This window comes from Bacillus sp. LR_5 (assembly GCF_042709275.1).
In genome coordinates this window covers 14,871-28,870 of the sequence record NZ_JAVAXX010000011.1, presented here as the reverse complement: position 1 = coordinate 28,870, position 14,000 = coordinate 14,871, and the positions used below count along the sequence as shown (strand labels likewise).

Annotated in this window: 19 protein-coding genes and 1 pseudogene; 10 read left to right on the top strand and 10 right to left on the bottom strand. The window is 42.4% G+C overall.

Going from position 1 to position 14,000, the window contains the following annotated elements:
* Nucleotides 1–15: 15 nt before the first annotated feature.
* From levF to sacC, 4 genes are all read left to right on the top strand, one after another.
* Nucleotides 16–822 (top strand): PTS fructose transporter subunit IIC, encoded by an 807-nt coding sequence (gene levF / locus RAC86_RS04400; protein WP_014477476.1) that lies wholly within the window; start codon nt 16–18, stop codon nt 820–822.
* 21 nt (nt 823–843) lie between these two features.
* Nucleotides 844–1,671, top strand: coding sequence for a PTS fructose transporter subunit IID (gene levG, locus RAC86_RS04395; RefSeq protein ID WP_003229834.1), 828 nt, complete (start codon nt 844–846; stop codon nt 1,669–1,671).
* Between the two features lie 116 nt (nt 1,672–1,787).
* Nucleotides 1,788–1,919, top strand: a complete 132-nt coding sequence (locus tag RAC86_RS04390) for a hypothetical protein (protein ID WP_231560761.1) — start codon at nt 1,788–1,790, stop codon at nt 1,917–1,919.
* Entirely contained in the window at nt 1,858–3,861 is a 2,004-nt protein-coding gene (gene sacC, locus RAC86_RS04385) for a levanase (protein ID WP_377885415.1), read from the top strand. The genes RAC86_RS04390 and sacC overlap by 62 nt, the downstream gene beginning before the upstream one ends.
* A gap of 41 nt (nt 3,862–3,902) precedes the next feature.
* Here sacC and yraA read toward each other — a convergent pair whose 3' ends face one another.
* The 3 genes and pseudogenes from yraA to RAC86_RS04370 form a co-directional block, all read right to left on the bottom strand.
* Nucleotides 3,903–4,412: a cysteine protease YraA gene (gene yraA, locus RAC86_RS04380; RefSeq protein WP_003229836.1), complete on the bottom strand. Its 510-nt coding sequence runs from the start codon at nt 4,410–4,412 to the stop codon at nt 3,903–3,905.
* Nucleotides 4,413–4,544: 132 nt separating this feature from the next.
* Nucleotides 4,545–5,594 carry an NAD(P)-dependent alcohol dehydrogenase gene (locus RAC86_RS04375; RefSeq protein WP_257986095.1) on the bottom strand — a complete coding sequence of 350 codons (1,050 nt, stop codon included), beginning with the start codon at nt 5,592–5,594 and terminating at the stop codon, nt 4,545–4,547.
* A gap of 128 nt (nt 5,595–5,722) precedes the next feature.
* A pseudogene (locus RAC86_RS04370) lies at nt 5,723–5,903 on the bottom strand (carboxymuconolactone decarboxylase family protein).
* A 182-nt stretch (nt 5,904–6,085) separates the two neighbouring features.
* Here RAC86_RS04370 and adhR point away from each other — a divergent pair.
* Nucleotides 6,086–6,508, top strand: a complete 423-nt coding sequence (adhR, locus tag RAC86_RS04365) for an aldehyde stress transcriptional regulator AdhR (RefSeq protein ID WP_377885410.1) — start codon at nt 6,086–6,088, stop codon at nt 6,506–6,508.
* Between the two features lie 262 nt (nt 6,509–6,770).
* On the opposite strand, the gene RAC86_RS04360 is transcribed toward adhR, so the two are convergent.
* The 5 genes from RAC86_RS04360 to RAC86_RS04340 are packed head-to-tail and all read right to left on the bottom strand — an operon-like array spanning nt 6,771 to nt 9,088.
* A complete protein-coding gene (locus RAC86_RS04360; RefSeq protein ID WP_080529600.1) occupies nt 6,771–7,070 on the bottom strand; it encodes a spore coat protein in 300 nt (99 codons plus the stop codon).
* 15 nt (nt 7,071–7,085) lie between these two features.
* Complete coding sequence (locus RAC86_RS04355) at nt 7,086–7,283, bottom strand: hypothetical protein (RefSeq protein WP_014480384.1); 198 nt, start codon at nt 7,281–7,283, stop codon at nt 7,086–7,088.
* A gap of 18 nt (nt 7,284–7,301) precedes the next feature.
* On the bottom strand, nt 7,302–8,438 hold the full coding sequence (locus RAC86_RS04350) for a zinc-dependent alcohol dehydrogenase (protein ID WP_003229843.1): 1,137 nt from the start codon (nt 8,436–8,438) through the stop codon (nt 7,302–7,304).
* Between the two features lie 18 nt (nt 8,439–8,456).
* Nucleotides 8,457–8,825 (bottom strand): spore coat protein, encoded by a 369-nt coding sequence (locus RAC86_RS04345; protein ID WP_009967868.1) that lies wholly within the window; start codon nt 8,823–8,825, stop codon nt 8,457–8,459.
* 17 nt (nt 8,826–8,842) lie between these two features.
* A complete protein-coding gene (locus tag RAC86_RS04340) occupies nt 8,843–9,088 on the bottom strand; it encodes a hypothetical protein (RefSeq protein ID WP_014477469.1) in 246 nt (81 codons plus the stop codon).
* A 273-nt stretch (nt 9,089–9,361) separates the two neighbouring features.
* On the opposite strand from RAC86_RS04340, the gene RAC86_RS04335 reads away from it, so the two are divergent.
* The 4 genes from RAC86_RS04335 to RAC86_RS04320 all read left to right on the top strand — a co-directional run bounded on the left by RAC86_RS04335 (nt 9,362) and on the right by RAC86_RS04320 (nt 11,030).
* Nucleotides 9,362–9,748, top strand: a complete 387-nt coding sequence (locus RAC86_RS04335) for a VOC family protein (protein WP_015251599.1) — start codon at nt 9,362–9,364, stop codon at nt 9,746–9,748.
* A 144-nt stretch (nt 9,749–9,892) separates the two neighbouring features.
* Nucleotides 9,893–10,009, top strand: coding sequence for a hypothetical protein (locus RAC86_RS04330; RefSeq protein WP_247470597.1), 117 nt, complete (start codon nt 9,893–9,895; stop codon nt 10,007–10,009).
* A 252-nt stretch (nt 10,010–10,261) separates the two neighbouring features.
* Nucleotides 10,262–10,621, top strand: a complete 360-nt coding sequence (locus RAC86_RS04325; protein ID WP_004399021.1) for an SH3 domain-containing protein — start codon at nt 10,262–10,264, stop codon at nt 10,619–10,621.
* Nucleotides 10,622–10,673: 52 nt separating this feature from the next.
* On the top strand, nt 10,674–11,030 hold the full coding sequence (locus RAC86_RS04320; protein WP_044052490.1) for an SH3 domain-containing protein: 357 nt from the start codon (nt 10,674–10,676) through the stop codon (nt 11,028–11,030).
* 382 nt (nt 11,031–11,412) lie between these two features.
* On the opposite strand, the gene RAC86_RS04315 is transcribed toward RAC86_RS04320, so the two are convergent.
* Together RAC86_RS04315 and RAC86_RS04310 are read right to left on the bottom strand one after the other, a co-directional pair.
* Entirely contained in the window at nt 11,413–12,234 is an 822-nt protein-coding gene (locus RAC86_RS04315; RefSeq protein WP_377885409.1) for an alpha/beta hydrolase, read from the bottom strand.
* A gap of 136 nt (nt 12,235–12,370) precedes the next feature.
* Nucleotides 12,371–12,634: a CD3324 family protein gene (locus RAC86_RS04310; RefSeq protein WP_003229850.1), complete on the bottom strand. Its 264-nt coding sequence runs from the start codon at nt 12,632–12,634 to the stop codon at nt 12,371–12,373.
* Between the two features lie 437 nt (nt 12,635–13,071).
* Between RAC86_RS04310 and csn the strand changes: the two genes are divergently transcribed.
* Nucleotides 13,072–13,905, top strand: coding sequence for a chitosanase (csn, locus tag RAC86_RS04305; RefSeq protein WP_003229851.1), 834 nt, complete (start codon nt 13,072–13,074; stop codon nt 13,903–13,905).
* Nucleotides 13,906–14,000 lie beyond the last annotated feature (95 nt).

Below are 14,000 nucleotides of genomic sequence, written 5' to 3'. Positions count from 1 at the left end.
CAAGGGGATGAGAATATGTCTTCATTACAAATTATTTTGTTGTTAATCATTGCAGCAATCACCGGAATCGCAAGTGTATTGGATGAAGGGCAGACACACCGGCCGCTTGTGGCCTGTACGTTAGTTGGCTTGGTGCTCGGGGACTTAAAAACGGGAATTATTCTTGGAGGCACACTGGAGCTGATGGCGCTCGGCTGGATGAACGTCGGGCTTGCCATGGCACCTGATACAGCGATCGCCTCTGTCATCTCAACCATTTTAGTTATTACCGCTGATCAGGGAATTGGCGAAGGGATTGCTGTCGCTGTTGCTTTAGCAGCTGCGGGTCAGGCGCTGACGATTTTTGTTCGGACGATCACTGTCTTTTTCATCCACCGCGCTGATCAATATGCAAAAGCGGGAAATATAAAAGGAATTGAAATTATGCATATTACCGCGATGGTGTTTCAAGCTTTGCGCGTCATGATTCCTACATTGATTGTTGCTTTAATTAGTGTCAGCGCTGTTCAGGCGTTCCTGGGAAATATTCCTGATGTCATTACAAAAGGACTGCAAATAGGCGGAGGCATTATTGTGGTTGTCGGGTATGCCATGGTGATCAATATGATGAATATTCCTTATTTAAAGCCATTTTTCTATATTGGTTTCTTATTAGCGGCGTTTACCGATTTTAACTTAGTGGGATTTGGAGCCCTTGGTCTCTGTCTGGCGCTTTTATACCAGCAGGTGATGCAAAAACAAAGCGCTCACGGAGCAGTCGCGGCCGCATCAGACAGTGGCAGTGTTGCTGTTTATGATGACGATGATGATCTTGATGCCTAAACGATGAGGGGGGAAGAAAAAATGGAGAAAGAAAAACGATTAACGAAAAAAGAAATTTTCAGCATGTTTATTCGTTCAAATTTTTTGCTCGGTTCCTTTAACTTCGAACGTGTGCAGGCAATGGGATATTGTTATGTCATGATACCGGCGATCAAAAAATTGTACGGTCCCGGAGCGAAAAGAAACGAAGCCTTGCAGCGGCATTTGGAATGGTTTAATACACATCCGTGGCTGACAGCGCCTATATTTGGCGTGACGGCAGCCATGGAAGAAGAAATGGCGAACAATAAAGGAATTGACGGAAAAGCGATAAGCGGAATGAAAATCGGTTTGATGGGACCAATAGCGGGCGTAGGCGACCCAATTTTTTGGGGAACGATTCGTCCTGTCTTAGCTGCGCTAGGAGCCTCCCTTGCTTTAGGAGGAAACATTGCCGGCCCTTTGCTATTCTTTTTCTTGCTGAATGCCATAAGATTAAGCACAAAATATTATGGATTAAAGTATGGCTATGTGAAAGGAATGGAGATTCTTCAGGATTTAGCTGGTAATCGCATTCAAAAGCTTACAGAGGGCGCTTCGATTCTCGGGTTATTTGTTATGGGGGCTCTCGTGTCCAAATGGACCACCATCAACATTCCAATCGTTGTATCCAGGATTAAGGATGAAAGCGGAAAAGTAGATGTTCAAACTGTACAAAATGTGTTAGACAGCATTATGCCGGGTGCGCTGCCTCTCGGATTAACGTTATTGGTGGCATGGATGCTTCGCAAAGGGGTGAATCCTCTTCTCATTATTTGCGGCATCTTTGTCATCGGGATTCTCGGGTATTGGGCTGGATTCTTAGCATAAGGTGTGTGAAGGAAAAAGAGAGAAACTGCAGCAGTCTTTTCATATATAAATCATTCGGATAACAGCGAAACAGAAGAGAATTTCCAGAAACGGACCAGCTTGCGCAGCAGTCTCTCTTGAAAGTGTTTAAACATGAAGAGAGGAGCGAAGGAACAAATGAAAAAGAGACTTATTCAAGTCATGATCATGTTCACCCTGCTGTTGACTATGGCATTTTCGGCGGATGCAGCCGATTCAAGCTACTATGATGAGGAATACCGTCCTCAATATCACTTCACACCGGAAGCAAACTGGATGAATGACCCAAACGGAATGGTATATTATGCGGGGGAATATCACTTGTTCTATCAATACCATCCTTACGGGCTTCAGTGGGGGCCCATGCATTGGGGGCATGCCGTCAGCAAAGATTTGGTTACATGGGAGCACCTTCCTGTTGCGCTGTATCCGGATGAAAAAGGCACGATCTTTTCTGGAAGCGCAGTTGTAGATAAAAATAACACAAGCGGTTTTCAAACAGGCAAAGAGAAGCCGCTTGTGGCCATTTATACACAGGATCGGGAAGGCCATCAAGTGCAAAGTATTGCCTATAGCAATGACAAAGGCAGAACATGGACGAAATACGCAGGCAACCCTGCCATTCCAAACCCGGGTAAAAAAGATTTTCGCGATCCAAAAGTCTTTTGGTATGAGAAAGAGAAAAAGTGGGTGATGGTACTGGCAGCTGGTGACCGAATTCTCATGTATACATCAAAAAATCTGAAACAGTGGGCGTATGCAAGTGAATTTGGACAGGGGCAAGGAAGCCACGGGGGAGTATGGGAATGCCCGGATTTATTTGAGCTACCGGTAGATGGCAAACCGAATCAAAAAAAATGGGTCTTGCAAGTCAGTGTCGGAAACGGAGCGGTTTCGGGAGGATCAGGTATGCAATATTTCGTAGGGGACTTTGATGGAACTCATTTTAAAAATGAAAACCCATCAGACAAAGTTCTCTGGACGGATTACGGCAGAGACTTTTATGCGGCTGTATCCTGGTCTGATATTCCAGCCACAGACAGCCGCCGGCTATGGTTAGGGTGGATGAGCAATTGGCAATATGCGAATGATGTTCCGACATCCCCATGGAGAAGTGCAACGTCCATTCCAAGAGAGTTAAAATTGAAAGCGTTTACCGAAGGGGTTAGAGTGGTCCAAACACCAGTGAAAGAGCTGGAAACCATTCGCGGAACCTCTAAGAAGTGGAAGAATCTGACCATATCGCCTGCAAGTCATAATGTGTTAACGGGGCAATCTGGAGATGCCTATGAAATAAATGCAGAATTTAAAGTAAGCCCTGGTTCAGCTGCTGAATTTGGTTTTAAGGTCCGAACAGGTGAAAATCAATTTACGAAGGTCGGCTATGACCGAAGAAACGCCAAATTGTTCGTTGACCGGAGCGAGTCGGGCAACAACACCTTTAATCCGGCCTTCAACACCGGAAAAGAAACAGCCCCATTGAAGCCGGTAAATGGGAAGGTTAAGATGCGCATTTTTGTTGACCGCTCCTCGGTTGAAGTATTTGGGAATGACGGAAAGCAGGTCATAACGGATATTATTCTCCCAGACCGATCAAGCAAAGGGCTTGAATTATATGCTGCAAATGGCGGTGTAAAGGTAAAATCTTTAACCATACACCCTTTAAAAAAGGTATGGGGAACGTCACCTTTTATGTCCAATATGACTGGCTGGACGACTGTAAATGGCACGTGGGCCGACACGATTGAGGGGAAACAAGGGAGGTCGGACGGAGATTCCTTTATCTTGTCTTCAGCATCCGGGGCAGACTTCACTTATGAATCTGATATCACCATTAAGGATGGAAACGGAAGAGGGGCAGGAGCACTAATGTTTCGCTCTGACAAAGATGCCAAAAACGGTTATCTTGCGAATGTGGATGCGAAGCATGACCTAGTGAAATTCTTTAAATTTGAGAACGGTGCTGCTTCTGTCATTGCTGAATACAAAACACCGATAGACGTTAATAAAAAGTATCATCTGAAAACAGATGCCGAGGGCGATCGCTTTAAAATCTATTTAGATGATCGTCTTGTGATTGATGCAAATGATTCCGCATTTTCAGAAGGCCAATTTGGCTTGAATGTGTGGGACGCGACTGCTGTCTTTCAGAATGTAAAGAAGGAGTCTTAATTTTAAAAAAGGCACAGACCCGAACAGTCTGTGCCTTCTCGTTATTTTAACAAGTTTAAAGATTCGCGGTTAAATGCTTCCAAATCATCAGGTGTTCTGCTTGTGACAATGTTGTGGCTGACGACTACTTCTGCATCTTTGTAGTTTGCACCGGCATTGATTAAATCTTTGCGGATGCTGCGGTAGCCTGTGATATCTTTGCCTTTTAGAAGATCCGTATCAATCAGTACTTGCGGGCCGTGGCAAATTGCGAAAACAGGTTTTTTGTTTTCGACAAATGCTTTTGCGAATTCACCCGGACGGTCATCTGCACGAAGCAAATCCGGAGAGAATCCCCCAGGAATTAAAAGTGCATCAAAGTCACTTGCATCCACATCTGAGATGGCTTTGTCAATCTTTACTTTCTCGCCATGCTTACCGGTAACTTCTTTGCCGGCTTCCAAATCGATAGCCACAACACTGTAGCCAGCTTCTTCGTATGCTTTTACCGGACTTGTATATTCGATGTCTTCGAATTGGTCTGTAACAAGAACTGCGATTTTTTTGCTCATAAAAAACCCTCCTAATAACTCTCTATTCATAGAATAACAGGAAGATTGACCGGCCTTCAAAATATTTGCTTAACGAGATCGTTTTTCGTGAGTTTCATTAATAGCGGGTCAGCCCATATAAGGACTAACCTATTACAATGTGGAAATATCAATCACAAATCGATAACGGACATCGCTTCGGAGGATACGTTCGTATGCCTCGTCCACTTGGTCAGCTCCGATGACTTCGATTTTAGGTTCGATGCCATGCTCAGCTGCGAAATCCAGCATCTCTTGAGTTTCTTGAATTCCGCCGACTAGAGAACCTGCAATGCTGCGGCGCCCCATGATTAGGGAAAACACACTGTATGTGTCCGGCTTGGCAGGAGCTCCAACGTTTACAAGTGTCCCGTCTATACGAAGCATTGATAAATAGGCATCTACATCGAGATTTGCCGATACCGTATTTAAGATCACGTCAAAATGCCCGGCCAATGCAGTGAATGTGGCTGGGTCACTTGTTGCAAAGTAATGATTTGCACCGAGTTCCAGAGCTTCCTCTTTCTTATTCATGGAACGGCTCAGGACGGTTACCTCTGCACCCATCGCATGTGCAAATTGAATTGCCAAATGTCCAAGGCCACCTACGCCTACAATCGCAACCTTTTTACCAGGGCCAACATTCCAGTGTTTCAGCGGGGAATACGTTGTGATACCAGCACACAACAGCGGACTGGCAACATCCATTTCCAAACGATCTGGGATTCGAACAACAAATCTGTCAGTGACAACGATTTTTTGGCTGTACCCGCCATAAGTGGGGTTTCCGTCGTAGTCTACTGAGTTATACGTTTGAACAACACCCTTCGTGCAGAATTGTTCCTCTCCGTTGAGACAGTATTCGCATTCTCCGCAAGAGTCAACAAAACAGCCGACACCAACGCGGTCCCCGACAGCAAACTTGGTGACTTCTGTTCCAACGGCTGTTACGACACCGGCTATTTCATGTCCTGGCACCATTGGGAAGATGCCGCCGCCCCATTCATCAAAAGCACTATGAATGTCTGAATGGCAAATACCGCTGAATTTAATATCGATTAAGACATCGTGCGGCCGTAATTCTCTTCGCTCAATCGTCGTTTGTTCAAATTTGGCTTTTGCATGTGACACGCTTAATACACGGGTTTGATGTTGATTACACATATGAACCTTTCCTTTCTTCATCATAAGTGTTGTAAAAAATCATGCACTTATTTATGTTTTATGGTGTCTTCAACATAACGATAAACCTTAAAGTCTGCTTTAAGGCAAGGGTTTTTTTAAAATAACATTTAAAATGAACCTGATTTATAAGGTGAGCTACAGTCAGCAATTAACGTAGAAACTGTAATCATGCTGCGATCTCGGGGGGAAAGTTCTTCCTCTCTTTCCCAAATGTCACCGAATAGAACATCATCATGAAGTTAAGCAAACTTTGGTTTGTTCTCTTCCGGCAGTTTGTTTATTTGCCATTCAGCAATCCCTCCAACTACACTGTTTTTAGTGCATGGAGAAGTATAGAGTTTAAAGTGTGCTTTAAGGCAAGTCCCGAATATATAAACCCAGATTCAGCAGCTAACCACTTGTTTTGAGCTTGACTTAAAGTTAACTTTAAGTGTTACCTTCACAACATACAGGATAGAGAGGTGAAGATCATGAATATTGCTCAGGTGGCAAAGCAGTTTGGCCTGACAGCCGCAACACTCCGATATTACGAACGTGTAGGATTAATCCCGCCTGTAAAACGAAAAGACAGCGGCATTCGCGACTATGATGAAGAAGATATCAAATGGATTGAATTCATTAAATGCATGCGAAATGCGGGACTATCGATAGAAGCGCTAATTGAATATACAACATTATTTACCGAAGGTGACCGTACAGTAGAAGCTCGAAAAAATATCCTGGCTGACGAACGACAGCGGCTGATAGAGAAGCGGAAAGAAATTGATGAAACAATTAAAAGATTAAACACAAAAATTAAAGATTATGATGGGAAATTGCGCGAAAACGAGGCAAAGCTCAAAAGCAGGCCTAAAACGGAAAGTCTTCACGGATCAGTGGACCAAAGAAGGTAGCATTCTTTGCGTGCGAAGAGGGCAGGTCAAAAACGAAGGATTTTGTTTCTGGCCTGTTTTCTCCATCAAGAGATCGCATAAAAAGAGGTGGTTACGATTCCTTATTTGGATTGGAGAATTTGCAAACATTATCGGAGATCAGATGGAGAAAAGCGGTTAATCTATTTACGGTCATAGGACCCGAACAAACAGTGCTCATTTTGAAGCTGAGGAACAGTTGTGGCCAATCAATACTGTTCCTCAGCAAATCAGTCATTGTATGTTAAAGGGTTGGCAATTGAATGGCTGTATCAATATTTTTTAAATTCAGCTTGACTTGTTCGTCAGGGTTCCAAGGATGGTACCAGCCTTTTTCCATCATATAGTTTGAGAGTTGTTCGTGCATATCGAGTGCTTCTTCCAAATGGCGGATAAGGACCTCTTTTACTTCAGGTGTTCCGGCTTCAGTGGCTGCCATCGCATAATTTCTGACTCCGTTTTTTGCTGAAATTAATAAGTCCATAGCAATGATTTGGTCTGTTAGAACATTCATGCCAGTCAGATATTCTATGATAGGATTCATGATTTATTCATCTCCTCATTCGTGCTTTGCATTAGATAAAATAGAGGCAAATTCCTGCAACTGGCGTGTGGTGATATCAACATCTTGCTGCATGATTTCTTTCAGCTTCGGATCAGATACCAGTGCTTTCATTGTTTTAGATTTCGTCAAACAAAGTGTCTTAAATGCAGTCATTTCCTGAACCTCAAGCACTTCGTGTAAGGCGTATTCCATTTCTGTAACCTCCGTTTTTTAAGGCTTTAACACAACTTTGATACAATCATCCATTTTTGAATCAAAAATGTCATAGCCATGCTTGGCTTCACTAAGCGGCAGGACATGGCTGACAACATCTCCCGGATCAATTTTGCCTGTCGATACTAGTTCAAACATGTACGGCATATAGTGGATCACTGGAGCCTGTCCAGAGCGTATATTGACGTTTCGCTGCATAATATCTCCTAACGGAAAACCGTTATATCTGCCTCCATACACACCTGTAATTTGTATGGTTCCTCCTTTGCGAACAGCTTGGGAAGCAATGACCAATGCACTCATTGTTCCGCCATGAAGCTTTAAGCCGCTGGCAAGGAACTCGAGATCGCTCATTTTACCATCCATCCCAACAGCGTCAATGACTACATCCGCTCCGCCTTTCGTGATTTCCTTTAAATAATTCCCTGTATTCTCATGGTCTTCAAAATTAACGATTTCTACTTTGTTTGTACGTTTCGCATGCTGTAAGCGATAGTTTACATAGTCAACTGCTATGACTCGTTTTGCGCCTTTTAGCCAACAAAACTTTTGAGCAAACAGGCCGACTGGTCCGCAGCCGAGAACGATAACTGTATCGCCTTTTTTTACGCCGGCATTATCCACACTCCAAAAGCCGGTGGTCATGGCATCGGCAATCACGCTTAATTTCTCATCGGGTTCCTCACAAGATTCAGGGATTTTAAAATGGGTAAAATTCGCAAACGGCACTCTTAAATATTCAGCTTGCCCGCCTGGATAACCGCCAGTTTGCCCTGAATAGCCGAAATAAGCACCCATTTCCCCATTGTCATTAGACTGATCACATTGGCTTTCCAGCTGGTTTTTACAAAAAAAGCATTCCCCGCATGCTATATTAAAGGGAATAATTACCCGATCTCCCTTTTTTAGTTTAGTCACCCCAGAACCAACTTCTTCGACGATTCCCATCGGTTCATGGCCGATGACATAGTCTTCTTGCATATTCGGAATGAATCCATGGATTAAATGTAAATCTGATCCGCAAATGGCTGTACTGGTGACTTTGATAATCATGTCATCGGATTTTTCAATCTTTGGATCGGGGACATCTTTGACAACAACATTTTTAATGCCTTGATACGTTACTGCCTTCATGCTGTAAAACCTCCAGTGTTAGTGTTCATCAGGTGTCCGGTCAAACATCCCTTTACGATTTGTTTCATCAGGGAAGAGGTTCATATTGCCGACCATGATCGTGTTTTTTGCAGAGAGCTGATCCAGCTTATACTGTTCGCTCAGCTCATATGGATGGAACCATTTTTTGCTGATCATCAGTTCCGTAATCTCTTGGTGCATTGCAATTCCTTGCATTAGCTGTTTCCGCAGCAAGGCTCTTACATCTGGTGAAGCGGTTTCTGTCAAAGCTACAGCAGTATTCCTTACGCCTTCCTTAGCTCGTATAAGAAAATCCATCGCGAATGTAGTGTCTGCTAGTTCAGGCACATTCAGCGAATTAATGGGGTCTAAATGATCATTATTCAAAGAGGCTTACCTTCCTTTCAATTGATGATTGGCGTTGGGCGGCTTTGAGGGACAGGGGCCTGAAATGAGGCACGCTCATAAACCGCTTGTAATTCAGTAAGGTCTTGAATGGATTGCTGTACATCTTTTTGCATCAAGTCCTTCAGTTCTTGGTCAAACACAAGTCCTTGCATTAACTTTGATTTCGCTATACAAAGTGTTTTAAAGTTCACGATTTCATGTAAGTCAACAGCCTCGTGAGCTGCCAATGTTTGATGATCCATATTGATGTAACCTCCTTTATCAACGTTACATTTCCCGAAATGAAGTTGAAGCATACAGAAAATACACTCGGTATCATTTTTTGTTTTAAGAATCGCTGTTTTTGCTCGTTAGCGTAGATTTCTTATGACATGGAATAAACTGCACTTAAATCTGAAATAAAGGTGAAGTAGGAAATTTATTTATGGAAACTTGACATAGTGCTGTCAGGTTTCCTTTTGTATCATTAAATTGGATGACCAGTAAAAAGTATGGTTTTATAGGAGGCACTCGATATGAAGCTGTTACAAATTAGACTGTTGGTGAATGATTTTAAGAAAAGCGTCGAGTTTTACAAAGATTCATTAGGACTTCCAATAAGTTGGTTAGAGAATGAAATGGAATATGCACTCTTTGATAATGGGGAAACGAAAATAGAGCTTTTATCTCGAGAAACGATGGCTGAAATCGTTGGAGAGGAAAAAAAATCGTTGGAAGGAGAAGCTCAATCAAAATTTTTGCTTCAGTTTAAGGTAGAAGATGTTGATAAAACATATGACGATTTACACGAAAAAGGAGTTAAATGTGTGAATAAACCGCATGATCGCAAGGAATGGAGTGCCCGAGTTGCTCACTTCAGAGATCCAGATCATAATCTGATTGAAATATATAAAATGTTATGATTTTTCGACTCGCAAAATCATAGAATATAACGTTTGATAACGTACCTAATCATTTTTATACGCCCTGGTAAAAGAAAGCAAAGTCATAATAGGTTACGGACACTGAACTTGCAGCATTTACGCTGATTTGTTTGGTGTCCGTTTTTGATTGGTGAAAAAGGTGGAGTATCTATGAATCGAGAAGAAGCATGGATACAAGGCAGAAGTACACTGATTGAATTGGTGGACACGAAACCGCTTGATCCATGTCCTTTTTCCTGATTGTCAATCGTGATTACCGACTGGACAAATGATTAAGAGCCAAATGTAACACACCATCAATATCAAGCCTGACTACCATTTATTTTGTATCCTTAATTGTCGAAAACATAGGAATAATTCCACTTTTGAAAGATCTAGTTTATGGTACATTGATAAATATATGGGAGGGGAGGGGGCATGGTATCTGAAAGTAAATCCTTAACTGGATGTAAGAAAGTCAAACGTACGGCATTTATAAGGGGAGGGTATAAGGTGAATAAGCTAAAGAGGCTAAGTATGCTAACGGTGATGATTGCATCTGTGTTCATTTTTTCTAGCCATGCACTTGCAGCTCAGTATTATACGGTTTCAACAAGCAGCGGTGCTCCTGTCAATATGCGCAGCGGCCCAGGTACAAGTTGGGGAATTGTAACGACCATTCCGAGCGGAACCCGCATCCCGATCTATTGCTACAAAACCGGTACAACTGTAACTGGAAAGTATGGAACGAGTAATATTTGGAATTACACAGAGCGGACGCTTGCCAGCGGGGAGATCGTTCCTGGATTTGTCTCTGATACATATATGTATACAGGCTCAGACGGTCCGGTTGTTCCTAAATGCAGCTGGTAGCATTGTTCTATCGTTTTCTTAAAATGAAGGAATTGAAGAAAGAGGGATGACATTGACTAAACTGAAAATGCTGAGTATGTTAACCGTTATGATTGCAACATTATTCATTTTTTCCAGTCAGGCACTTGCCGTTCAGTACTTTACTGTCTCAACAAGCAGCGGTGCTCCTGTCAATATGCGCAGCGGTCCTGGTACAAATTATCCTATTATGCTTTCCATTCCGAGTGGCTCCCGTGTTCCTTATTATTGTTACGCTTATGGAACGACTGTTACAGGGAAGTATGGAACGAGTAATATCTGGGACCAAATCCAGTGGAAAGATTCCCGGGGTGTCGTGAATATTGGATATGTGTCTGACACATATGTGTACACAGGTTCAGACGGCCCTGTCGGTTACAAATGCAATTAGCTAAATACTCCGTACAATAGAATCTCTTCTTAAGGGCCAATCTAGGACGAACCATACCAACAACAATAGTTGGTATGGTTTTTGCTGCGATGAAGTCTTCCATACCTGCATTTGTGGTGATTTTCCAAAGAGATTCATGATGTTAGACACTGGTTGTTGTTGAGGACAAAATAACGAGCCGCTTTAGAGTTGTATCTAATGGTATAAAATACGGAATTAAAATAGGAAATAATCAATAGGAGAACGTAATGTACAAACCTATTTTTCGATGAAATCCCTAATATCACTTTGGTTAGACATCTCACATTGCGTTCTCGTTAGTGAAAAGTTCTTTTTACGCTTCGTGAAATCTTCTCTAATTCTATAGTTAGTTTTACCTGTCCTATTTTGAATACGTATGTTTCTTTTCTTTTTCTAACATGTCGTGTAACCTCTCAGAAAATTCTTTATGATGCATTGTGTACCCCGTATGATTTCCGGGGAATTCAACCCATTCTGTTTCCAATTGTTCCGCTAGGGCGTTCGCGCAACGATAGGGGAAAAGCTCCCGAGAAGCACTTCCGCCAGCTGGGAGTACCTTTATCGGTGAAGATGTAAACACAGTTTTTAAAGCTTCGATATCTAATGTATAGTTGAGAATTCCTTGAATTTCATACTCAGTGAAATACGTTGAATTGCCGAGAAGCCGCTTTGTCAGGACAGCCTTTGATTGTTCGTCTGTCTCTAATCTTGACATTAATTTAATGACTTCACTTCGATGATTTTTCTTAAGGTCTTCCATGAATTGCTCGGCTTGTTTCAGCTCATTTCCATGCAGAAGCTGCAATAAGATTGGTTCGTGTGGGATCATGACATGTACTTGTTCGGGATGGCGTATGCACAGATCAAGCCCGATAACAGCCCCGGAGCTGCTTCCAAATACGTATGCCGGTTTATTGGTGATTTTGGCTAGAAGACGGTGAGCATCGTCACTGTGTGTTTCCACACGGTAATCCTCAATCTGATTGGCGAGATTGCTGCGGGAATGGCCGCGGCGATCATAAGTAACAACCGTGTACCAGTTAGCCAGATGATTGGCAACATGATGGAACTTGTCGGCATCACCGCCTCCGCCGTGGACCAAAAGAATGATGGGACCTGAGCCACGCACCTGATAGTGGATGTTCGCGCCGGGTACTTGCAACGTTCCATTGTTTATCGTCATTTGTAGGACCTTCCTTTCTTCTCATCTCCCTTAACTTTACACAATTGGCCAATGGTATCATATGCAGGAAATAACTAAGAAACAAACTCGCCATATAAAAAGCACTGATTATTTTTTATCAGTGCTTCCGTTTTGTTTATTTAGAGTAGACAATTTTTTTTATTGTTTCAATAGAGAGGTGATATTCATCAGATAATTGATGAATGGTTTTGCCGTTTTTAAATGCTTTTTTAATAGAAGCGTTTCTGTCATCGATCAGCTTTCTTGTTCCTGAACACGCACCCCATTTTTGATGAGAGGATTCAGGTTTAGGGATATATATTGTTTTTCCTTGAACATACTTTTGAATTTCCGATATCAGCTTTTCAGGTAAAATAGCGGTTGCTTTTACATATGCCATTTCTGCCAGCTCCTTATTTTTTTATGTCAAATAAGGTGCAAAGCCACTATATCAGAAAAGCTTACTTGGGCGATCTTTTAGAAAGTCTACCCCATGCAAAGTATCGCCTTCCCAATAGTAGGCTTTGCATGGGACGTTGCGGAATCTGGCATTCTCATCTTGCTTGCCATTTACATCACCTCCCTAACGATTTTCGATGATCACTTCCATTATAAAATAGAGTAAAGCCTATGGCATCTTGTTAATTAAAGTTGAAGCAGTATGAAAGGGACCTTCCCAGTGAGAGGGGCTAAGGCTGATTGGCAATGAAAAGAGTAAGATTCAAGCTATATTACTTTAGATTCAAAATATTGACAAATTGATGTATTTTCAACAATAGGGCAGTTTCATCATGTATACTGAGTCTGTATTTACAATATTTAGAAAGGGGAAGTAAAATGAAAATCAGTATGCAAAAAGCAGATTTTTGGAAAAAGGCAGCGATCTCATTACTTGTTTTCACCATGTTTTTTACCCTGATGATGAGCGAAACGGTTTTTGCGGCGGGATTGAATAAAGATCAAAAGCGCCGGGCGGAACAGCTGACAAGTATCTTTGAAAACGGCACAACGGAGATCCAATATGGATATGTAGAGCGATTGGATGACGGGCGAGGCTATACATGCGGACGGGCAGGCTTTACAACGGCTACCGGGGATGCATTGGAAGTAGTGGAAGTATACACAAAGGCAGTTCCGAATAACAAACTGAAAAAGTATCTGCCTGAATTGCGCCGTCTGGCCAAGGAAGAAAGCGATGATACAAGCAATCTCAAGGGATTCGCTTCTGCCTGGAAGTCGCTTGCAAATGATAAGGAATTTCGCGCCGCTCAAGACAAAGTAAATGACCATTTGTATTATCAGCCTGCCATGAAACGATCGGATAATGCCGGACTAAAAACAGCATTGGCTAGAGCTGTGATGTACGATACGGTTATTCAGCATGGCGATGGTGATGACCCTGACTCTTTTTATGCCTTGATTAAACGTACGAACAAAAAAGCGGGCGGATCACCTAAAGACGGAATAGACGAGAAGAAGTGGTTAAATAAATTCTTGGACGTACGCTATGACGATCTGATGAATCCGGCCAATCATGACACCCGTGACGAATGGAGAGAATCAGTTGCCCGTGTGGACGTGCTTCGCTCTATCGCCAAGGAGAACAACTATAATCTAAACGGGCCGATTCATGTTCGTTCAAACGAGTACGGTAATTTTGTAATCAAATAAGCAGTGAGGAAAAGAAACCGCTGCAGATGAACTCAATCTAAAAGATACCAATGATGTTGGTATCTTTTTATTTGCAGTAAAAAGTATTCAATTTT

What these genes read in the sequence shown, in the direction of transcription:
- levF (WP_014477476.1), top strand. Translation starts at nt 16, where the DNA reads ATGTCTTCATTACAAATTATTTTGTTGTTAATCATTGCAGCAATCACC.
- levG (WP_003229834.1), top strand. Translation starts at nt 844, where the DNA reads ATGGAGAAAGAAAAACGATTAACGAAAAAAGAAATTTTCAGCATGTTT.
- sacC (WP_377885415.1), top strand. Translation starts at nt 1,858, where the DNA reads ATGTTCACCCTGCTGTTGACTATGGCATTTTCGGCGGATGCAGCCGAT.
- yraA (WP_003229836.1), bottom strand. Translation starts at nt 4,412, where the DNA reads ATGAGCAAAAAAATCGCAGTTCTTGTTACAGACCAATTCGAAGACATC.
- RAC86_RS04375 (WP_257986095.1), bottom strand. Translation starts at nt 5,594, where the DNA reads ATGTGTAATCAACATCAAACCCGTGTATTAAGCGTGTCACATGCAAAA.
- adhR (WP_377885410.1), top strand. Translation starts at nt 6,086, where the DNA reads ATGAATATTGCTCAGGTGGCAAAGCAGTTTGGCCTGACAGCCGCAACA.
- RAC86_RS04360 (WP_080529600.1), bottom strand. Translation starts at nt 7,070, where the DNA reads ATGAATCCTATCATAGAATATCTGACTGGCATGAATGTTCTAACAGAC.
- RAC86_RS04355 (WP_014480384.1), bottom strand. Translation starts at nt 7,283, where the DNA reads ATGGAATACGCCTTACACGAAGTGCTTGAGGTTCAGGAAATGACTGCA.
- RAC86_RS04350 (WP_003229843.1), bottom strand. Translation starts at nt 8,438, where the DNA reads ATGAAGGCAGTAACGTATCAAGGCATTAAAAATGTTGTTGTCAAAGAT.
- RAC86_RS04340 (WP_014477469.1), bottom strand. Translation starts at nt 9,088, where the DNA reads ATGGATCATCAAACATTGGCAGCTCACGAGGCTGTTGACTTACATGAA.
- RAC86_RS04335 (WP_015251599.1), top strand. Translation starts at nt 9,362, where the DNA reads ATGAAGCTGTTACAAATTAGACTGTTGGTGAATGATTTTAAGAAAAGC.
- RAC86_RS04315 (WP_377885409.1), bottom strand. Translation starts at nt 12,234, where the DNA reads ATGACGATAAACAATGGAACGTTGCAAGTACCCGGCGCGAACATCCAC.
- RAC86_RS04310 (WP_003229850.1), bottom strand. Translation starts at nt 12,634, where the DNA reads ATGGCATATGTAAAAGCAACCGCTATTTTACCTGAAAAGCTGATATCG.
- csn (WP_003229851.1), top strand. Translation starts at nt 13,072, where the DNA reads ATGAAAATCAGTATGCAAAAAGCAGATTTTTGGAAAAAGGCAGCGATC.